Below are 16,364 nucleotides of genomic sequence, written 5' to 3' on the forward strand. Positions count from 1 at the left end.
TGGCGGCCGACGCCGAAGTCGGGTGCGTCCTTGATCAGGGCGCGGTCGAAGGGGACGCGCAGGGTGCCCTCGACGAGTTCGCTGGGTTCCAGGGGCACGAACGCGTCCCGGGAGAACAGGCCGGTGCGTATGGCCGCCCACTCGGGTACTCCGGTGGCGTCGTCCAGGTACACCTCGTCGATGGTGCCGATCTTGGTGCCGTTGCGGTCGAACGCCTTGCGGCCGATCAGGTTGCGCGGATCGATGTCGGTCTGCACGGTCCCTCTCCCTCCACGTGGTCGCAACTCATCCGTAAGCACTACAAAAGAGCACATTCACACGGGCGGCCACTCGAAGGCTCCGGCGTTGACCCCGCTGGTAGGCTGACAGCGGCTGCTGACCCCGTGCGGGAGAGTCCTCCGACCAGTTCGGAGGCGCCGAAGGAGCAACTCCTCCCCGGAATCTCTCAGGCTCACGTACCGCACGGACGAGGTCACTCTGGAAAGCAGGGCGGGTGTCGACGGCTCCCGCTCTCACCGACGGTGAAAGCCGGCGCCCTCGGGTGGCCGGTGAAGCTCTCAGGTTGAGATGACAGAGGGGGAGGCCGTCGGGGTATCCGTACCGGGGTGCCCCTCGCAGGTCGTGTCAGACCAGGAGGCCTCCGCAATGACCGCCCATCGCATTCCGCTCTCCGAGCTCGAAGCGGGCATTCCGTTCGAGCAGCGCCACATCGGACCCGACCAGGAGGCGCGGGCCAAGATGCTCGCGCAGGTCGGTTACGGCTCGCTCGACGAGCTGACCGCCGCCGCGGTCCCGGATGTGATCAAGAACGCCGATGCCCTGGACCTGCCGGGCGCCCGCACCGAGGCCGAGGTGCTGGGAGAGCTGCGCTCGCTCGCCGACCGCAACCAGGTGCTGGGCTCCATGATCGGGCTCGGGTACTACGGCACCTTCACCCCGCCCGTCATCCTGCGCAACGTCATGGAGAACCCGGCCTGGTACACGGCCTACACGCCGTACCAGCCGGAGATCTCCCAGGGGCGGCTCGAGGCCCTGCTGAACTTCCAGACCGTGGTCGCCGACCTCACCGGGCTGCCCACCTCCGGCGCCTCCCTGCTGGACGAGGGCACGGCCGCGGCCGAGGCCATGGCGCTGTCCCGGCGGATGGGCAAGAACAAGAAGGGCCTCTACCTGATCGACGCGGACGTCCTGCCGCAGACCATCGCCGTGATCGAGACCCGCGCCGAGCCCACGGGTGTCGAGGTCGTCGTCGCCGACCTCGGCGAGGGCATCCCGGCGGAGCTGGCCGAGCGCGAGATCAACGGCGTACTGATCCAGTACCCGGGCGCCTCCGGTGCCGTACGCGACATCAAGCCGGTCATCGACCAGGCGCACGAGCTGGGCGCCCTGGTCACCGTCGCCGCCGACCTGCTGGCGCTGACCCTGCTCACCTCGCCGGGCGAGCTGGGCGCGGACATCGCCATCGGCACCACCCAGCGCTTCGGTGTGCCGATGGGCTTCGGCGGTCCGCACGCCGGCTACATGGCCGTGCACGAGAAGTTCGCCCGCAGCCTGCCCGGGCGCCTGGTGGGCGTCTCCGTGGACGCCGACGGCAACAAGGCCTACCGGCTCGCGCTGCAGACCCGCGAGCAGCACATCCGCCGCGAGAAGGCCACCAGCAACATCTGCACCGCGCAGGTGCTGCTCGCCGTGATGGCCGGCATGTACGCCGTCTACCACGGCCCGGAGGGGCTGCGGACCATCGCCCGGCGCACGCACCGGTACGCCACGATCCTCGCCGAGGGGCTGAAGGCCGGCGGCGTGGAGATCGTCCACAGCGCCTACTTCGACACCGTCACCGCGCGCGTGCCCGGCAAGGCCGCCGAGGTCGTCGCCGCCGCCCGGGAGAACGGGGTCAACCTGCGGCTCGTCGACGCCGACCACGTCTCGGCGGCCTGCGACGAGACCACCAACCGGGTCCAGCTGGTCGCCGTCTTCGCCGCCTTCCGCGTGGCGGGCGACATCGACGCGCTGGACGCGAGCGCCGAGGACACCCTGCCCGAGGCGCTGCTGCGCACCGACGCCTACCTGGCCCACCCGGTCTTCCACCAGTACCGCTCCGAGACCGCCATGCTGCGCTACCTGCGCAAGCTGGCCGACCGCGACTACGCGCTCGACCGGGGCATGATCCCGCTGGGCTCCTGCACCATGAAGCTCAACGCGACCACCGAGATGGAGCCGGTCACCTGGCCCGAGTTCGGGCAGCTGCACCCGTTCGCGCCCGCCGAGCAGGCGCAGGGCTACCTCACGCTCATCCGCGAGCTGGAGGAACGTCTCGCCGAGGTCACCGGCTACGACAAGGTCTCGCTCCAGCCGAACGCCGGTTCGCAGGGCGAGCTGGCCGGTCTGCTCGCCGTACGCGGCTACCACCGGGCCAACGGCGACGAGCAGCGGACCGTGTGCCTGATCCCGTCCTCCGCGCACGGCACCAACGCGGCCAGCGCCGTGATGGCCGGCATGAAGGTCGTCGTCGTGAAGACCGCCGAGGACGGCGAGATCGACGTCGAGGACCTGCGGGCCAAGATCGAGCAGCACCGCGACGAGCTGGCGGTGCTGATGATCACCTACCCGTCGACGCACGGCGTGTTCGAGGAGCACGTCGCCGACATCTGCGCCCAGGTGCACGAGGCCGGCGGCCAGGTGTACGTCGACGGCGCCAACCTCAACGCGCTGGTCGGTCTCGCCAAGCCGGGTCACTTCGGCGGGGACGTCTCCCACCTGAACCTGCACAAGACGTTCTGCATCCCGCACGGCGGCGGCGGCCCGGGCGTCGGCCCGGTCGCGGTCCGCGCGCACCTGGCGCCGTACCTGCCCAACCACCCGCTCCAGCCGGAGGCCGGCCCGGAGACGGGCGTCGGCCCGATCTCGGCGGCCCCGTGGGGCAGCGCGGGCATCCTGCCGATCTCGTGGGCGTACGTCCGCCTCATGGGAGGTGAGGGCCTCAAGCGGGCCACCCAGGTGGCCGTGCTCTCCGCCAACTACATCGCCAAGCGCCTGGAGCCGCACTACCCGGTGCTCTACACCGGCCCCGGCAACCTGGTCGCGCACGAGTGCATCATCGACCTGCGCCCGCTGACCAAGGCCACCGGCGTGAGCGTGGACGACGTGGCCAAGCGTCTGATCGACTACGGCTTCCACGCGCCGACCATGTCCTTCCCGGTGGCCGGCACGCTGATGATCGAGCCGACCGAGTCGGAGGACATCACCGAGCTGGACCGTTTCTGCGAGGCGATGATCGCCATTCGCGCGGAGATCGAGAAGGTGGGCTCCGGCGAGTGGTCCGCCGAGGACAACCCGCTGCGCAACGCCCCGCACACCGCGGCCGCGCTCGGCGGTGAGTGGACGCACGCCTACAGCCGCGACGAGGCCGTCTTCCCGGCCGGTGTCTCGGCCGCCGACAAGTACTGGCCGCCGGTGCGCCGGATCGACCAGGCCTTCGGCGACCGCAACCTGGTGTGTTCCTGCCCGCCGCTGGACGCCTACGAGGACTGAGCGAGCGGTCGCCGCGAGGGCCCCGTCCGGTGTTCCGGGCGGGGCCCTCGCCGTGGTCAGGCCGTCGCCAGGGAGACCTCGGTCGCCTTGATGAGGGCGATCACGTCGGACCCCACGAAGAGGCCCAGGTCGGTGGCGGCGTCCTCGGTGATGGCAGCGGTCAGTTCACCGCCGGGCAGGGAGATCCGCACGCAGGCCATCGCGGCGCCGGTGGTGAGGCCGACGACCGCGCCGGGGAGCTGGTTGCGGATCGACAGGCCCTCGACGCGCTGGGTGGCGAGGGAGACCTCGGTCGACTTCACCAGGGCCCGCACGGCCGAGCCGGGAGCGAGGGCGAGGTCCTCGGCGGACTCCCTGGTGATGGCGGCGGTCAGGTCCTGCCCGCCGTCCAGGCGGAGCTTGACGACGGCCATGACCTGGCCGGGGTGCACCTCGGTGACGGTGCCGGGCAGCTGGTTGCGGATGCTGAGGGTCATGGGCACCCACGGTAGGGCGCCGGCCCGCTCAGGCCGGGTACGCGTGGGTCTGCGTCGCCTTGACGGTCGCCCAGACCGGTGCGCCCGGGCGCAGGTCCAGCTCGGCGGCGGCCAGGGTGGTCAGGTCCGCGGCCAGCGGCAGCTCGCCGGTGAGGTCGGCGCGGATCTGGTCGCCGTGCGTCTGGAGACCGGCGACCTCGCAGCGCCACAGGTTGCGGGCGCTGGCCCCGGCGGGCCGGTTCCGGAACAGGGTCACGGCGGACGGCGGGAACGCCACGAAGACCGGGCCGGACAGCTCCTCCGTGGTCGTGATCGCGGGCCCGTCGTCCAGCCGTACGGTGTGCCCCGCGGCCAGTCCGCGGTAGAGGTTGAGGCCGACGAGCCGGGCGATGTAGTCCGTGCGCGGACGGCGGGCGATGTCGGCGGGGGTGCCCTCCTGGACGACCCGCCCGCGCTCGACGACCACCAGCCGGTCCGCGAGCACCATGGCGTCCAGCGGGTCGTGGGTGACCAGCACCGAGACGGCCTCGAACTCGGCCAGGTGGCGGCGGAGCCGGGCGCGGACCTCCAGCCGGGTGCGCGCGTCCAGGGCCGCGAGCGGCTCGTCCAGGAGCAGCAGCCGGGGCCGGGTGGCCAGGGCGCGGGCGAGCGCCACCCGCTGGGCCTGGCCGCCGGAGAGGCGGCGCGGCTTGGTGTCCGCCTGCGGTGCCAGGCCCATGCGCTCCAGCCAGGCCGCCGCCAGGGCGCGGGCCTCGGCCTTGCCCGCGCCCCGGCAGCGGGGGCCGAACGCGACGTTGTCCAGGGCGGACAGGTGCGGGAAGAGCAGGTAGTCCTGGAAGACCACGCCGACCGGCCGGGACTCCGGGGGTGTGTGCTCCAGGGAGGCGCCGTCCAGGCGGAGGTGGCCGTCCGTGAGGGGGGTCAGGCCGGCGAGGGCGCGCAGGGCGGTGGTCTTGCCGGCACCGTTGGGGCCGAGCAGGGCGAGGACCTCGCCGGGGGCGGCGGCGAGCGTCACGTCCAGGCGGAAGCCGGGGCGGTCGACGACGAGCCGGGCGTGCAGGCCGCCGGGACCGTGCGGGTGCGCGGTGGGGGGCGCGGGCAGGTTCCGTGCGGATTCGGCGCTGTTCGTCATGACGGCGTCATCCAACGGTCCCGCAGGCCGGCCAGGACCGTGATCGAGACGGCCAGCAGGACCAGGCTGAGGGAGACGGCGGCCTCGGGGTCGTTCTGCAGGGCGAGGTAGACCGCGAGGGGCATGGTCTGGGTACGGCCGGGGAAGTTGCCCGCGAAGGTGATCGTCGCGCCGAACTCGCCCAGCGCCCGGGCCCAGGCCAGCACCGCGCCGGCCGCGATGCCGGGCGCGATCAGCGGCAGCGTGACCCGGCGGAAGGCGGTGAAGCGGGAGGCACCGAGGGTGGCCGCCGCCTCCTCGTACCGCGGATCGGCGGCGCGCAGGGTGCCCTCGACGCTGATGACCAGGAACGGCATCGCGACGAATGCCTCCGCGACCACCACCCCGGCGGTGGTGAACGGCAGGGTGATCCCGAACCAGGAGTCCAGCCACCGGCCGATCACCCCGTTGCGGCCGAGGGCCAGCAGCAGGGCCACACCGCCGACCACCGGGGGCAGGACGAGGGGCAGGGTGACCAGCGCCCGGACGAACCCGCGTCCGGGGAACCGGGTACGGGCCAGCAGCCAGGCGAGCGGCACGCCCAGCACGACGCTCACAGCGGTCGCCGCGGTGGCGCTGACCAGGGACAGCTGGAGCGCCTGCCACACCTCGGGGCCGGTCAGCTGCCCGGGCAGGCTCCGCCAGGGCGCGCGGACCAGCAGCGCGAGCAGCGGCAGCAGCAGGAACGCCAGCGCCAGCACGCCGGGCAGCAGCAGGGGCAGCGGCACCCCGCGCCGGCCCCCCGTGCCGGTGCGGAGGCGCCGCGGCCGGTCCGTGCGGGGGCCGGCCGCTGCGCCGGGCGCGTCGGGCGGGGTCACGGCTTGAGGAACCCGGCCCGGCTCAGCACCCGCTGTCCCTCGGCGGACCGTACGAGGGCGATGAACGCCTCGGCGGCCTCGCCGTTCCGCGCGTTCTTCAGCAGGGCGATCGGGTAGTCGTTGATCGCGCCGGCGGACTCGGGGAACTCCACGCCGTCCACCTTGTCACCCGCGGCCTTCACATCGGTCCTGTAGACCACCGCCGCGTCGGCCTCCTTCAGCTCCACCTTGGTCAGGGCGCCCTTGACGTCCTGCTCGTACGAGACCGGGGTGAGCTTCAGCCTGCCGGCGTCCAGAGCCTTCTGGGCGGCGGCGCCGCACGGCACGGTCCGGTCGCACAGGACGACCTTCAGGCCGGAGCGGGTGAGGTCCTTCAGAGAGGACACCTTGTGCGGGTTGCCCGGCACGGTGGCGATCTGCAGCTGGTTGCGGACGAAGGTGGCCGGGGTGCCGGCCGTGTCCTTGCGGTCCGTCACGAGCGCCATGGTCTTGGGGCTGGCCGCGGCGAACACGTCCGCGGGGGCACCGGCGGTGATGCTCGCGGCGAGGCTGTCGCTGCCGCCGAAGTTGAAGCTGACCTTGGTGCCGGGGTGGTCCTGCTCGAACTTCTCGCCCAGGGTGGTGAAGCTCTCCTTGAGGGAGGCCGCCGCGAACACGGTGACCGTGCCGGAGAGCTTCGGGGAAGCCGTCGTGCCGGACGCGCCGGGGGAGTCCGTCGAGGAGGAGCAGGCGGCGAGCGCCATCAGGGCGGCGGCTCCCGCACCGGTCAGCTGCCACCTCCGCCGGGTCCGGCGCACGGAACGGGTCATCACGGATCTACTCCTCGGGGTATGTCACACCAACGTCACGCCCTGCGGCGATGATACTGCCGCAACTGCGAGGTGTACGTCCCCTGTCGGATCGCATGAGCGGCGAAACCGCGACTTGTAGCTTGCATGTGCGTTCGCGTGACGGCCGCCCCGGCGGGGCCGTGGCTCAGGTGCGGTCGATGTGCACGTTGGTGGACTTCACGCGGGCCGTGGCCTCCATGCCGACCTCCAGGCCCAGTTCCTCCACCGCTTCCCGGGTCAGCAGCGAGACCAGCCGGTGCGGGCCGGCCTGGATCTCCACCTGGGCGGCGACGTCACCGAGCTTGATCGCGGTGACGATGCCGGGGAAGGCGTTGCGCACGGAGGTGCGCGGGGGATCCTCCTCGGCGCCGCCCGCCTTGGCCAGTTCGACGGAGAACGCGGCGAGGTCACCGCCGTCGATGAGCCGCCGCCCGGCCTCGTCGCGGTGGGTGGCCACCCGGCCGGCGTCGGCCCAGCGGCGGGCGGTGTCCGGGCTGACGCCGAGCAGGCGCGCGGCCTGGCCGATCGTGTAGGACTGCATGCCGGTCACGATAGGGCCACGCGCGGGAGGCCGCGGGCGTGGGGTCAGCCGGTGTGGACCCGGGGCCGGCGGGCCGGATCCGGTTCCGCCTCGCGCAGTACCTCACGGGTGACCGGTGCCACCTCGCCCTGACCGAACAGGAAGAATCGGAGGAAGTTGGCGAACGGACCGCCCTCGGTCCACTCGAAGTAGATGTGCGGGGTGCAGCCCGTGAGGTCGCGGACGTGCAGCAGTAGTGCGGCCAGGGCGTTCGGGATGGAGGCGGACTCCAGCGTCAGCACCCGGTAACGGCCGTGCAGCACCTCGCCGCGCGCGGTCAGGCTCGCCTCGAACTCGGACGGATCGGTGACCGTGACCTCGAGGAAGATGAAGTCGTCCTGCTCGGGCATGTCGTTGTCGGTGCTGATCTGCTCGATCTTGTCGCGGTACTCGGCCTTGTCGCGCCGGTCCGGCTCGTTGGCGATGAACCGCAGCTTGCGGCTGGCCATGTCCCGGACGAATCGTTCCGCCATGGGGTCGAGCGACACGCTGGTCACCCGCAGCTCGAAGGCACGGGCCAGCCGGGACAGCAGCGAGACCAGCATGATGCCGGCGATGAAACAGGCACCGATCTTCACACCGTCCGGGCGCTCGATGACGTTCACCACGGTCGTGTAGAGGAACACCGCCGAGATCACCGCGAAGGCCACGGTCCAGCCGCGCTGGCCGGCCTTGCGCGCGGCGATCGTCACCGCGATCGCGGCCGAGCTGATGAGCACCAGCACACCGGTGGCGTAGGCGCCGCCCTGCTTGTCGACGTCGGCGTCGAAGATCCAGGTGACCAGGAAGGCGATCAGCGTGAACACGATGACCATGGGGCGCACCGCCCGCGCCCAGTGCGGGGCCATGCCGTAGCGGGGCAGGTAGCGCGGCATCAGGTTGAGCAGTCCGGCCATGGCGGAGGCGCCGGCGAACCACAGGATGGCGATGGTCGAGACGTCGTACACCGTGCCGAAGGCGCTGCCCAGGTACTCGTGCGCGAGGTAGGCGAGCGCGCGGCCGTTGGCCTGGCCGCCCGTCTCGAACTCCCTCTCCGGGATCAGCAGCGTGGTGATGAAGCTGGTGGCGATCAGGAAGCAGCTCATGATGAGCGCGGCGGTGGTCAGGAGCTTCTTGGTGTCCCGGATCCGGCCCGCCGGGTGCTGCTCGGTGTCGCCCCGCTCGCCCCGGACGTGCGGCATGACGGCGACTCCGGTCTCGAAACCGGACAGGCCCAGGGCGAGTTTCGGGAAGACGAGCAGCGCGACGCCGATCATCACGAAGACGTTCCCGTGCTGCGCGGTCAGCGCGGTGCTCCAGTCGGTGACCACGTGCCCGGCGGTGACGACGTGCCACAGGCCGGTGATCACGACGACGACGTTGAGGGCGAGGTACACGCCGACCAGGGCGACCGCCACCCCGACGGCCTCCAGGAAGCCCTTCAGGAACACCGCGCCGAGCAGCGCCACGAGGAACAGCGTGATCAGCATCTGCTTGCCCTCCAGGGCCTGCGTCAGATGCGGGTTCTCCACCAGGTGGGTGGAGGCGTCGGCGGCGGAGAGCGTGATGGTGATCAGGAAGTCGGTCGCCGCGAAGCCCAGCAGGGTGAGCACGAAGAGCTTGCCCTGCCAGAACGACAGCAGGCGTTCCAGCATGGCGATCGAGCCCTCGCCGTGCGGGCTCTCCTCGGCGACCCGGCGGTAGACCGGCAGGGCGCCGGCCAGGGTCACGACCACGAGCACCAGGGTCGCCACCGGGGAGAGCAGACCGGCCGCCAGGGCCGCGATGCCGGGCTGGTAACCGAGGGTGGAGAAGTAGTCGACGCCGGTCAGGCACATCACCCGCCACCAGCGCTGTCCCTGGTGCGGGGGTTCCGGCTCGGCGTGCGGTCCCGTGTGGCCGCCGCCCTTGCCCATGTCGGACAGCCCCTCCAGCATCCAGGCGCGCAGGCGGCCGGTACTGGGAGGGAGTTCGGTCGTGGCCATCGGTGTACTCCTGATGTGCGGCTCGGCTGTGCTCGGCCATCCCGCGGACGGCGGCACCAGCGTAAGCAGAGAGTGACGCCCGGGCCCATGCATCGGGGCTCGGGAGGCGTCAGTCTTGCGTTAAGAATGGCCTGCCGGAGGGACGGGCACGGCAAGAAGGGGAGGCCGGGGCAGGTCCGCCGGGGCGAGGTCGGTCAGGGGGCCCGTGCGGGGGGCGGGCCGGACGGCGGCCACCGAGCGTCACTCCAGGCCGGACACCCGGAACACTTCCCGGGCCGTCTCACGGTCCACGCGGCGGGCGAGGAGGCGCAGATCGGCCGTGCCGCAGCGCAGGGTGCCGGCCGCCTCGGAGGCGCGGGCGCCCTCGTTCAGCCGGTACCACAGCTCCGGGTTGCGGACCAGGACAGCAGGGTCGAGTTCGACCCGGTTGCCGAGGGTGTCGCGCAGCACCAGGCGCCGGGCGACACCGTCCAGCGGGCGTACGGCGGTCAGCAGATCGGTGCGGACGCGACGGGTGCCGAGCAGCCGGCGGCTCGCCAGCCAGCCCGGGCCGGCCGACACGCGCACCGGGAACAGGACGAGGAGCAGCAGCAGGGCCAGCAGCAGCCACAGTGCGGCGCGGCCCCAGGTCAGCGAGCCGGCCGCCCCGTCTACACCCAGCAGCAGCCCGAACAGCGCACCCGCGCAGCGGGCCGCACTGCGTACGTCACCGGCCCAGTCCCGATCGTGCGCCACGGTTCCGGAGGGGGAGGAGCCGGCCGCGCGGACGCGGGTGCCGTCTCGGTGCTCCATGACAACGACGGTAGTCCACCGGCGGCGCAGCGCACCTCCCCTTGACGGTGCCCTGACGCCGACACCGACGCCGACCCCGCAGGGGGTGCGGGCGCCGGTGGCGGGGCCGTACCGGACCGCTCGGGTCACAGCCCCCGGGTGTCGAGGCGCAGGTGCCAGGTGTTGCGGCGGTGGACGGAGAGCAGTTCGGATTCCAGCGGTGACGGGGGGACGGCCAGGACCGGGCAGTGGGCGTGGGACACGCAGTGGCGGGAGACCCGGGCCGCGAAGGGGCGCCGCAGGCCGCGCCGGCCCGTGCCGACGACCAGGACGTCCGTCTCCCGGTCGGCGGTCGCCACCAGCGCCGGGCCCGGTGCCCCGCGTACGACGACGGCGTGCACGGGCACGCCGGGACGCTCCGTGCCGAAGATCTCGTACAGGACGGAGACCAGCCGTTGCCTGGCCAGCCGCTGCCACTCCTCCAGCAGCGGGCCGGCACCGCCGGCGCGCCGCGCGGCGGGGTCGCCGCCCGGGGGCTCCCAGGCCAGCACCGGCCACAGCTCGGCGCCCAGCCGCCGGGCCAGCGCGGTGGCCCGGCGCAGGGCGGTGACGCTGTTCAGGGAGCCGCTGACACCGACCACCACTCGCGTGACCGCCGAGGCGTCATTACCGGACATGGCCCACCTCGCTCCCTTCCATCCCACTCCCGCGCCGCCGATTCGACCAGTCGGACGACGGGGCCCTCCGCGCCGGGACCCGCCGGGCCGCCGCTCGTCACCTCATGCACGAGACCTTGACGCTCCCCACGTGCCTTCCTAGAGTCGCCGTTCGGAACGTTCGGGAAAATACTCGAATGTTTCGGCCCGCCGGTGGTCGACGAGCGTGTCGGCCCTCTCGATGGTGCCCGATTCTCCTGAGTCGGGGCCCTCTCCGAAGCAACTCGAAAGTTTCGAAGGAGCGCATGATGGGCGACCCTGCACTGTCCCGCCGCGGTTTCCTGGCGGCCTCCGTCGGCGCCGGCCTCGGTGTGACCGCACTCAGCGGCTGCGGCGGCGACTCGGACGGGGGGTCGTCCTCGGGGACGACCACGATCGAGTGGTGGAACATCTCGACCACGCAGCCGACCAAGACGGTCTGGGCGGCCCTGGCCAAGAAGTTCGAGGCCGACAACCCCAAGGTCAAGGTGAAGATCGTCCAGATGGAGAACGACGCCTACAAGTCGAAGATGACCGCCCTGACCGCCTCGGGGAAACTGCCGGACATCTTCCACACCTGGGGCGGCGGCGTGCTCCGGCAGCAGGTCGACGCCGGCCTGGTCGAGGACCTCACCGACCGCGCCGAGCCCTGGGCCGACGGGCTGCTGCCGGTGGCGAAGGAGCCCTACCTCATCGACGGCAAGGCGTACGGCATCCCGTTCGACATCGGCATGATCGGCTTCTGGTACAACAAGGCGCTCTTCAGGAAGGCCGGGATCAGCGCACCGCCGACCACCTGGAGCGGCTTCCTGGACGCCGTACGGAAGCTGAAGGCGGCCGGGGTCACACCGCTCGCCCTGGCGGGCAAGGAGAAGTGGCCCGGCATGTACTTCTGGGCCTATCTGGCGATGCGTACCGCCGGTGTCGAGGCGCTGCGGAAGGCGAGCGAGAGCAAGGACTTCACCGGTGCCGGCTTCGTCCGGGCCGGGCAGCACCTGAAGGAGCTGGTGGATCTCCAGCCGTTCCAGAAGGGCTTCCTCGGCGCCGCCTACTCCACGCCGACGGGCCAGGCCGCCAGCGTCGGCAACGGCAAGGCCGCGATGGAACTCATGGGCCAGTGGGCCCCGGTCGTGGAGGCCGACGCCGGCAAGGGCCTCGGCGCGAACCTGGGCTTCTTCCCGTTCCCGGAGGTCGAGGGCGGCAACGGCAAGATCACCGAGGTGTTCGGCGGAGGCGGCGGCCACGCCCTGCGCCGGGGAGCCCCGCAGGCCGCCGTCGACTTCCTGAAGTTCTTCGCCTCCCAGGCAACCGACCGGGAACTGGTGAAGAAAACCGGGGTGCTGCCGGTCGTGCCGGCCGCCGAGTCCGTGCTCACCGACCCCAACCTCAAGGCCGTACAGGCGCAGTTGAAGGCCGCCACCGGCTTCCAGCTCTACCTCGACCAGGCCTACGCGCCCGCCGTCGGCCAGGAGGTCAATGACAGCGTGGCCGCGCTCATCGCCGGCTCCAAGTCCGCCGAACAGGTCGCGCAGTCGATCACCCGGACCGCCAAGGAAGAGCAGTAACCGGCGATGACCTCCACCTTCCTCCCGGACAGCCGGAGCGGCCCGGCCGTCGGCCCCCCGCCCTCGGACGCCCGCCCGCACCGCGCCCGGACCCGGCGGCGCACGCTGAACTGGCTCACCGCGGTCGGCTTCCAGCTGCCCGCGTTGGTGCTGTTCACCGGGCTGGTGCTGCTGCCGGTGCTGTTCGCGCTGTACGCCGCCTTCTTCCGCTGGGGCGGCTTCGGCATGCCCTCCGACTACGTCGGCGGTGACAATTTCACCCGCCTCTTCCAGGACGAGGTGTTCCTGGGCGACCTGTGGCGCTGTCTGGTGCTGGTGGTGCTCTCGCTCCTGCTCCAGCTCCCGTTCGCGCTGGCCATGGCGGTGCTGCTCAACCAGCGGCTGCGCGGCCGTGCCGTGTACCGGATGCTGTTCTTCGCGCCGTACGTGCTGTCCGAGGCCATCACCGGCGTGCTCTTCAGCATGGTCTTCGCGCCGGACGACGGTCTCGCCGACCACGTCCTGGGCGCCGTCGGCCTGGACGGCCTGGGCGGCGAGTGGTTCGCCGACCCCTCCTCCGTCATGGCGGCCCTCTTCCTCGTCATGACCTGGAAGTACTTCGGCTTCCACATGATGCTCTACCTCGCCGGACTGCAGTCCGTCCCGGCCGAGTTGACGGAGGCGGCGCTGATCGACGGCGCCGGGCCCTGGCAGCGGTTCCGCAACGTCACCCTGCCGCTGCTCGCGCCCACCCTGCGCATCAGCGTCTTCCTGTCCGTGATCGGGGCGATCCAGCTGTTCGACCTGGTGTGGGTGATCACCCAGGGCGGTCCCGACCACCACTCCGAGACCCTGGCCGTGACCATGTTCCAGTACGGCTTCAAGCGCTACCAGGTCGGCTACGCCAGCGCGATCAGCGTGGTCATGTTCGGCATCTGCCTCGCCTTCGCCCTCGTCTACCAGCGGTTCGTGCTCCGCCGCGACCTCGAAGGCGCCACCACGACGATGAGGGGGGACGGCACGTGACCCGCAGAACCAGGGGCGTCCGCGCGCTGCCGCTGCACCTGATCCTGCTGGCGGTCGGCGCGGTGATGGCCGTACCGCTGCTGTACGCGGTCCTGTCCGGGTTCAAGTCCACCGACGAGCTGTCCCGCAACCCGTTCGGACTGCCCGAGCACTGGCTGGCCGGCAACTACACCGGCATCCTCGGCTCGGGCGGATTCTGGCGGCTGGTCGGCAACAGCACGCTGATCGCGGTCGGCACGACCGTGCTCGTCGTCGCCGTGTCCGCGCTCGCGGCCTTCTCCTTCGCGCGGTTCGCCTTCCGCGGGCGGGAGGTGCTGTTCACCGTGTTCACGATGGGGCTGATGTTCCCGTTCGCGGTGGCCGCGCTGCCGCTGTTCCTGCTGTTGCGCTCCCTGGGGCTGCTGGACAACCCGCTCGGGGTGATCCTGCCGCAGGCCGCGTTCGGGCTGCCGATGACGATCATCATCCTGCGCGGGTTCTTCCGGCAGATCCCCGGGGAACTGGAGGAGGCCGCCACGCTCGACGGCTGCAGCGCCTTCGGTTTCTTCTGGCGCATCCTGCTGCCCATGGCCCGGCCGGCGCTCGGCACCGTCTCCGTCCTCGCGGTGGTCACCAGCTGGAACAACTTCTTCCTGCCGCTGCTGGTGTTCACCGACAGCACCTGGTGGACGCTGCCCATCGGCGTCCAGCAGTTCCAGGGGCAGTACTCGGCGGAGTACGCCCGGGTCTTCGCCTACCTCGTGCTCGCCATGGTCCCGGCGCTCGCCTTCTACTCGGTCGCCGAGCGCCAGCTCGTCGGCGGCCTGACCGCCGGTGCCACCAAGGGCTGAACCGCACCTTCCCCGACACCCGGACAGGAGTCCCCATGCGTCTGAGACTTGCCGGTGCCCTCGCGGCCGTGCTGGTGACCGCCGGCCTGGCCACCGGCCCCGCCGCGCAGGCCGCACCGCACCCGGTACGGCAGCCCACCCTCGCCGGCCTCGCCGAGCGCCACGGCCGGTACTTCGGCAGCGCCACCGACAACCCCGAACTCAGCGACAGCGCCTACACCCGCGTCCTGGGCGGCGAGTTCGACATGATCACGCCCGGCAACGGGATGAAGTGGTACGCCACCGAGCCGCAGCAGGGCGTCTTCGACTGGACCGCCGGAGACCAGATCGTCGACCTGGCCCGCAGCAACCGCCAGCGGGTCCGCGCGCACACCCTCGTCTGGCACAGCCAGTTGCCCGACTGGCTCACCTCCCGGCAGTGGACCGCGAGCGAGCTGCGGGCCGTGCTGAAGAAGCACATCACCACCGAGGTACGCCACTACCGGGGCAAGGTGTACTCCTGGGACGTCGTCAACGAGGCCTTCAACGAGGACGGCAGCTACCGCGACACCCTCTGGTACCGGACCCTCGGCCCCGGCTACATCGCGGACGCGCTGCGCTGGGCCCACCGGGCCGATCCGCACGCCAGGCTCTACCTGAACGACTACAACATCGAGGCGACCGGCCCGAAGAGCGACGCCTACTACCGGCTGGCCAAGGACCTCAAGGCCGCGGGCGTACCGCTCGACGGCATCGGTTTCCAGGCCCACCTGGCCCTCCAGTACGGCTACCCGACCACCCTGGAGGACAACCTCCGCCGCTTCTCCCGGCTGGGCCTGGACACCGCACTGACCGAGGTCGACGTACGGATGCAGCTGCCGGCGACCGCGGAGAAGCTCGCCGAGCAGGCGACCTGGTACCGGGACGTCACCGCGGCCTGCCTCGCCGTACGCCGCTGTGTGGGCGTGACCATCTGGGACTACACGGACAAGTACTCCTGGATACCGGCGGTCTTCCCGGGCGAGGGCGCGGCCCTGCCGTGGGACGAGGAACTGCGTCCCAAGCCCGCCTACCAGGCGCTGCGGGAAGCGCTGCGCTAGCGCCCGGACACTCTGCGCGGCCGGCACCGGACACGCGTCGGGGCCGGAGCGCACCGGGTGCGTGCGGCCGGCCCCTCGGGTCACCGCCGCTCAGGCGGCGGTCATCACCCGATCCGCACCGAGCGGACGGTGCGGGGCGATGATGCGGCCGTCGGGCAGCAGCTCGCCGGTGTCCTCGAAGAGGAGGACGCCGTTGCACAGCAGGCTCCATCCCTGTTCCGGGTGGTGCGCCGCGAGGCGGGCGGACTCCCGGTCGGCGGATTCGGCCGGAGGGCACGGCGGTTGGTGCTGGCACATGGGCGGGATCTTTCGCTCTGACGTGATCATGTCCGTCCCCCGTGATGACGAGTCGGTCGGAGTCCAGTGTTGTCCTCTGGGCGTCGTTCCGCAGGGATTTCACCGCACCGCTTCTCACAGGTTCATGACGCGTCACCCGCGCGGACGGTTCAGCCTAACTGCACCATCTCTTCGGATGGTTCGCGTTGGCTGCCCGGGTGGTCCGCAGTGGCCGGATGGGACTAGTCCGGATGGCCCGCGCCCAGGAAACCCCCGAACACGGCCGTACCCCGCTTCCCTCCCGGGGAGCGGGGTACGCGTGCGGGGGTCAGGCCGGCGAGCCGAGCGCCGGCGAGCCGAGCAGGGGAAGAGGAGTCGCCCGATGGGTCAGCACCGGAAGCAGCTCGGCGACCCGGAACGGGCGGTGCGCCGGGATGCCGGGCGGCGCCGGCGCCAGCGGCACGAGCAGGTCCGTGGCGGCCGGATGCCCCTCGGTACCGTCCCCGGAGCAGTCGCCGTGCAGCCAGAGGGTGAGCATGTACAGACCGGGCACGGACAACAGGCGCGCCTGGTAGGGCTGTTGCAGCGTCTCGGCCTGTTGCAGGGCGCGCTCGGTGGACGCGACGTAGGGGCCCTCGAAGAAATGGGAGAAGGCCCAGCCGTCGGGGGTGAGCATGGTCTCGGCCGCGGCCACCGCGCGATCACCGCATCGGATCAGGAAGCGCCAGCCGGCCAGCCGCGTCGCGGACAGACCTTGCGCCGTGATCCGGTCC

At 71.7% G+C, this 16,364-nt stretch carries 16 protein-coding genes and 1 riboswitch; of the genes, 5 read left to right on the plus strand and 11 right to left on the minus strand.

Features of this window, described 5'->3' with window-relative positions:
- Positions 1–257 (minus strand): PRC-barrel domain-containing protein (locus tag IE312_RS38270; RefSeq protein WP_229898768.1); only part of this gene is annotated, 257 nt, incomplete at its 3' end.
- 119 nt (positions 258–376) lie between these two features.
- A riboswitch (glycine riboswitch) is annotated at positions 377–471 on the plus strand.
- Between the two features lie 174 nt (positions 472–645).
- On the opposite strand from IE312_RS38270, the gene gcvP reads away from it, so the two are divergent.
- Positions 646–3,531, plus strand: coding sequence for an aminomethyl-transferring glycine dehydrogenase (gene gcvP, locus IE312_RS00065; RefSeq protein WP_189977026.1), 2,886 nt, complete (start codon positions 646–648; stop codon positions 3,529–3,531).
- Between the two features lie 56 nt (positions 3,532–3,587).
- On the opposite strand, the gene IE312_RS00070 is transcribed toward gcvP, so the two are convergent.
- The 8 genes from IE312_RS00070 to IE312_RS00105 form a co-directional block, all read right to left on the minus strand.
- Positions 3,588–4,007, minus strand: a complete 420-nt coding sequence (locus tag IE312_RS00070) for a TOBE domain-containing protein (RefSeq protein WP_189977028.1) — start codon at positions 4,005–4,007, stop codon at positions 3,588–3,590.
- A gap of 28 nt (positions 4,008–4,035) precedes the next feature.
- On the minus strand, positions 4,036–5,139 hold the full coding sequence (locus tag IE312_RS00075; protein ID WP_189977030.1) for an ABC transporter ATP-binding protein: 1,104 nt from the start codon (positions 5,137–5,139) through the stop codon (positions 4,036–4,038).
- A complete protein-coding gene (gene modB, locus IE312_RS00080) occupies positions 5,136–5,996 on the minus strand; it encodes a molybdate ABC transporter permease subunit (RefSeq protein ID WP_189977038.1) in 861 nt (286 codons plus the stop codon). Before modB ends, IE312_RS00075 begins: the two co-directional genes overlap by 4 nt.
- Positions 5,993–6,805, minus strand: coding sequence for a molybdate ABC transporter substrate-binding protein (gene modA / locus IE312_RS00085; protein ID WP_189977040.1), 813 nt, complete (start codon positions 6,803–6,805; stop codon positions 5,993–5,995). The genes modB and modA overlap by 4 nt, the downstream gene beginning before the upstream one ends.
- 166 nt (positions 6,806–6,971) lie before the next feature.
- The gene (locus tag IE312_RS00090) at positions 6,972–7,367 is read right to left on the minus strand and encodes a TOBE domain-containing protein (RefSeq protein WP_189977042.1); all 396 of its coding nucleotides are present in this window, start codon (positions 7,365–7,367) and stop codon (positions 6,972–6,974) included.
- Positions 7,368–7,411: 44 nt separating this feature from the next.
- Complete coding sequence (locus IE312_RS00095) at positions 7,412–9,370, minus strand: APC family permease (protein WP_189977044.1); 1,959 nt, start codon at positions 9,368–9,370, stop codon at positions 7,412–7,414.
- A gap of 240 nt (positions 9,371–9,610) precedes the next feature.
- Complete coding sequence (locus IE312_RS00100; RefSeq protein ID WP_189977046.1) at positions 9,611–10,162, minus strand: hypothetical protein; 552 nt, start codon at positions 10,160–10,162, stop codon at positions 9,611–9,613.
- A gap of 125 nt (positions 10,163–10,287) precedes the next feature.
- On the minus strand, positions 10,288–10,818 hold the full coding sequence (locus tag IE312_RS00105; RefSeq protein ID WP_189977047.1) for a universal stress protein: 531 nt from the start codon (positions 10,816–10,818) through the stop codon (positions 10,288–10,290).
- Between the two features lie 287 nt (positions 10,819–11,105).
- On the opposite strand from IE312_RS00105, the gene IE312_RS00110 reads away from it, so the two are divergent.
- Genes IE312_RS00110 through IE312_RS00125 form a run of 4 tightly spaced genes read left to right on the plus strand, consistent with a single transcriptional unit; the run spans position 11,106 to position 15,315 of the window.
- Positions 11,106–12,401: an extracellular solute-binding protein gene (locus IE312_RS00110; RefSeq protein WP_189977049.1), complete on the plus strand. Its 1,296-nt coding sequence runs from the start codon at positions 11,106–11,108 to the stop codon at positions 12,399–12,401.
- Positions 12,402–12,407: 6 nt separating this feature from the next.
- Positions 12,408–13,406: a carbohydrate ABC transporter permease gene (locus IE312_RS00115; RefSeq protein ID WP_189977051.1), complete on the plus strand. Its 999-nt coding sequence runs from the start codon at positions 12,408–12,410 to the stop codon at positions 13,404–13,406.
- The gene (locus tag IE312_RS00120; RefSeq protein WP_189977053.1) at positions 13,403–14,236 is read left to right on the plus strand and encodes a carbohydrate ABC transporter permease; all 834 of its coding nucleotides are present in this window, start codon (positions 13,403–13,405) and stop codon (positions 14,234–14,236) included. Before IE312_RS00115 ends, IE312_RS00120 begins: the two co-directional genes overlap by 4 nt.
- Before the next feature lie 35 nt (positions 14,237–14,271).
- Positions 14,272–15,315 carry an endo-1,4-beta-xylanase gene (locus IE312_RS00125; RefSeq protein ID WP_189977055.1) on the plus strand — a complete coding sequence of 348 codons (1,044 nt, stop codon included), beginning with the start codon at positions 14,272–14,274 and terminating at the stop codon, positions 15,313–15,315.
- A 90-nt stretch (positions 15,316–15,405) separates the two neighbouring features.
- Here IE312_RS00125 and IE312_RS00130 read toward each other — a convergent pair whose 3' ends face one another.
- Together IE312_RS00130 and IE312_RS00135 are read right to left on the minus strand one after the other, a co-directional pair.
- Positions 15,406–15,612: a DUF5999 family protein gene (locus tag IE312_RS00130; RefSeq protein WP_189977057.1), complete on the minus strand. Its 207-nt coding sequence runs from the start codon at positions 15,610–15,612 to the stop codon at positions 15,406–15,408.
- A 307-nt stretch (positions 15,613–15,919) separates the two neighbouring features.
- A partial coding sequence (locus IE312_RS00135) for a hypothetical protein (protein WP_229898773.1) occupies positions 15,920–16,364 on the minus strand: 445 nt, incomplete at its 5' end.

Origin of the sequence: Streptomyces capoamus (assembly GCF_014654935.1) — a bacterium.
Classification (GTDB): domain Bacteria; phylum Actinomycetota; class Actinomycetes; order Streptomycetales; family Streptomycetaceae; genus Streptomyces; species Streptomyces capoamus.

Excerpts from the sequence above, each read along its gene's own strand:
- IE312_RS00115 (WP_189977051.1), top strand. The coding sequence starts at position 12,408 with ATGACCTCCACCTTCCTCCCGGACAGCCGGAGCGGCCCGGCCGTCGGC.
- IE312_RS00105 (WP_189977047.1), bottom strand. The coding sequence starts at position 10,818 with ATGTCCGGTAATGACGCCTCGGCGGTCACGCGAGTGGTGGTCGGTGTC.
- IE312_RS00100 (WP_189977046.1), bottom strand. The coding sequence starts at position 10,162 with ATGGAGCACCGAGACGGCACCCGCGTCCGCGCGGCCGGCTCCTCCCCC.
- IE312_RS00070 (WP_189977028.1), bottom strand. The coding sequence starts at position 4,007 with ATGACCCTCAGCATCCGCAACCAGCTGCCCGGCACCGTCACCGAGGTG.
- IE312_RS00110 (WP_189977049.1), top strand. The coding sequence starts at position 11,106 with ATGGGCGACCCTGCACTGTCCCGCCGCGGTTTCCTGGCGGCCTCCGTC.
- IE312_RS00090 (WP_189977042.1), bottom strand. The coding sequence starts at position 7,367 with ATGCAGTCCTACACGATCGGCCAGGCCGCGCGCCTGCTCGGCGTCAGC.
- gcvP (WP_189977026.1), top strand. The coding sequence starts at position 646 with ATGACCGCCCATCGCATTCCGCTCTCCGAGCTCGAAGCGGGCATTCCG.
- IE312_RS00130 (WP_189977057.1), bottom strand. The coding sequence starts at position 15,612 with ATGTGCCAGCACCAACCGCCGTGCCCTCCGGCCGAATCCGCCGACCGG.
- IE312_RS00125 (WP_189977055.1), top strand. The coding sequence starts at position 14,272 with ATGCGTCTGAGACTTGCCGGTGCCCTCGCGGCCGTGCTGGTGACCGCC.
- IE312_RS00095 (WP_189977044.1), bottom strand. The coding sequence starts at position 9,370 with ATGGCCACGACCGAACTCCCTCCCAGTACCGGCCGCCTGCGCGCCTGG.
- IE312_RS00075 (WP_189977030.1), bottom strand. The coding sequence starts at position 5,139 with ATGACGAACAGCGCCGAATCCGCACGGAACCTGCCCGCGCCCCCCACC.
- modA (WP_189977040.1), bottom strand. The coding sequence starts at position 6,805 with ATGACCCGTTCCGTGCGCCGGACCCGGCGGAGGTGGCAGCTGACCGGT.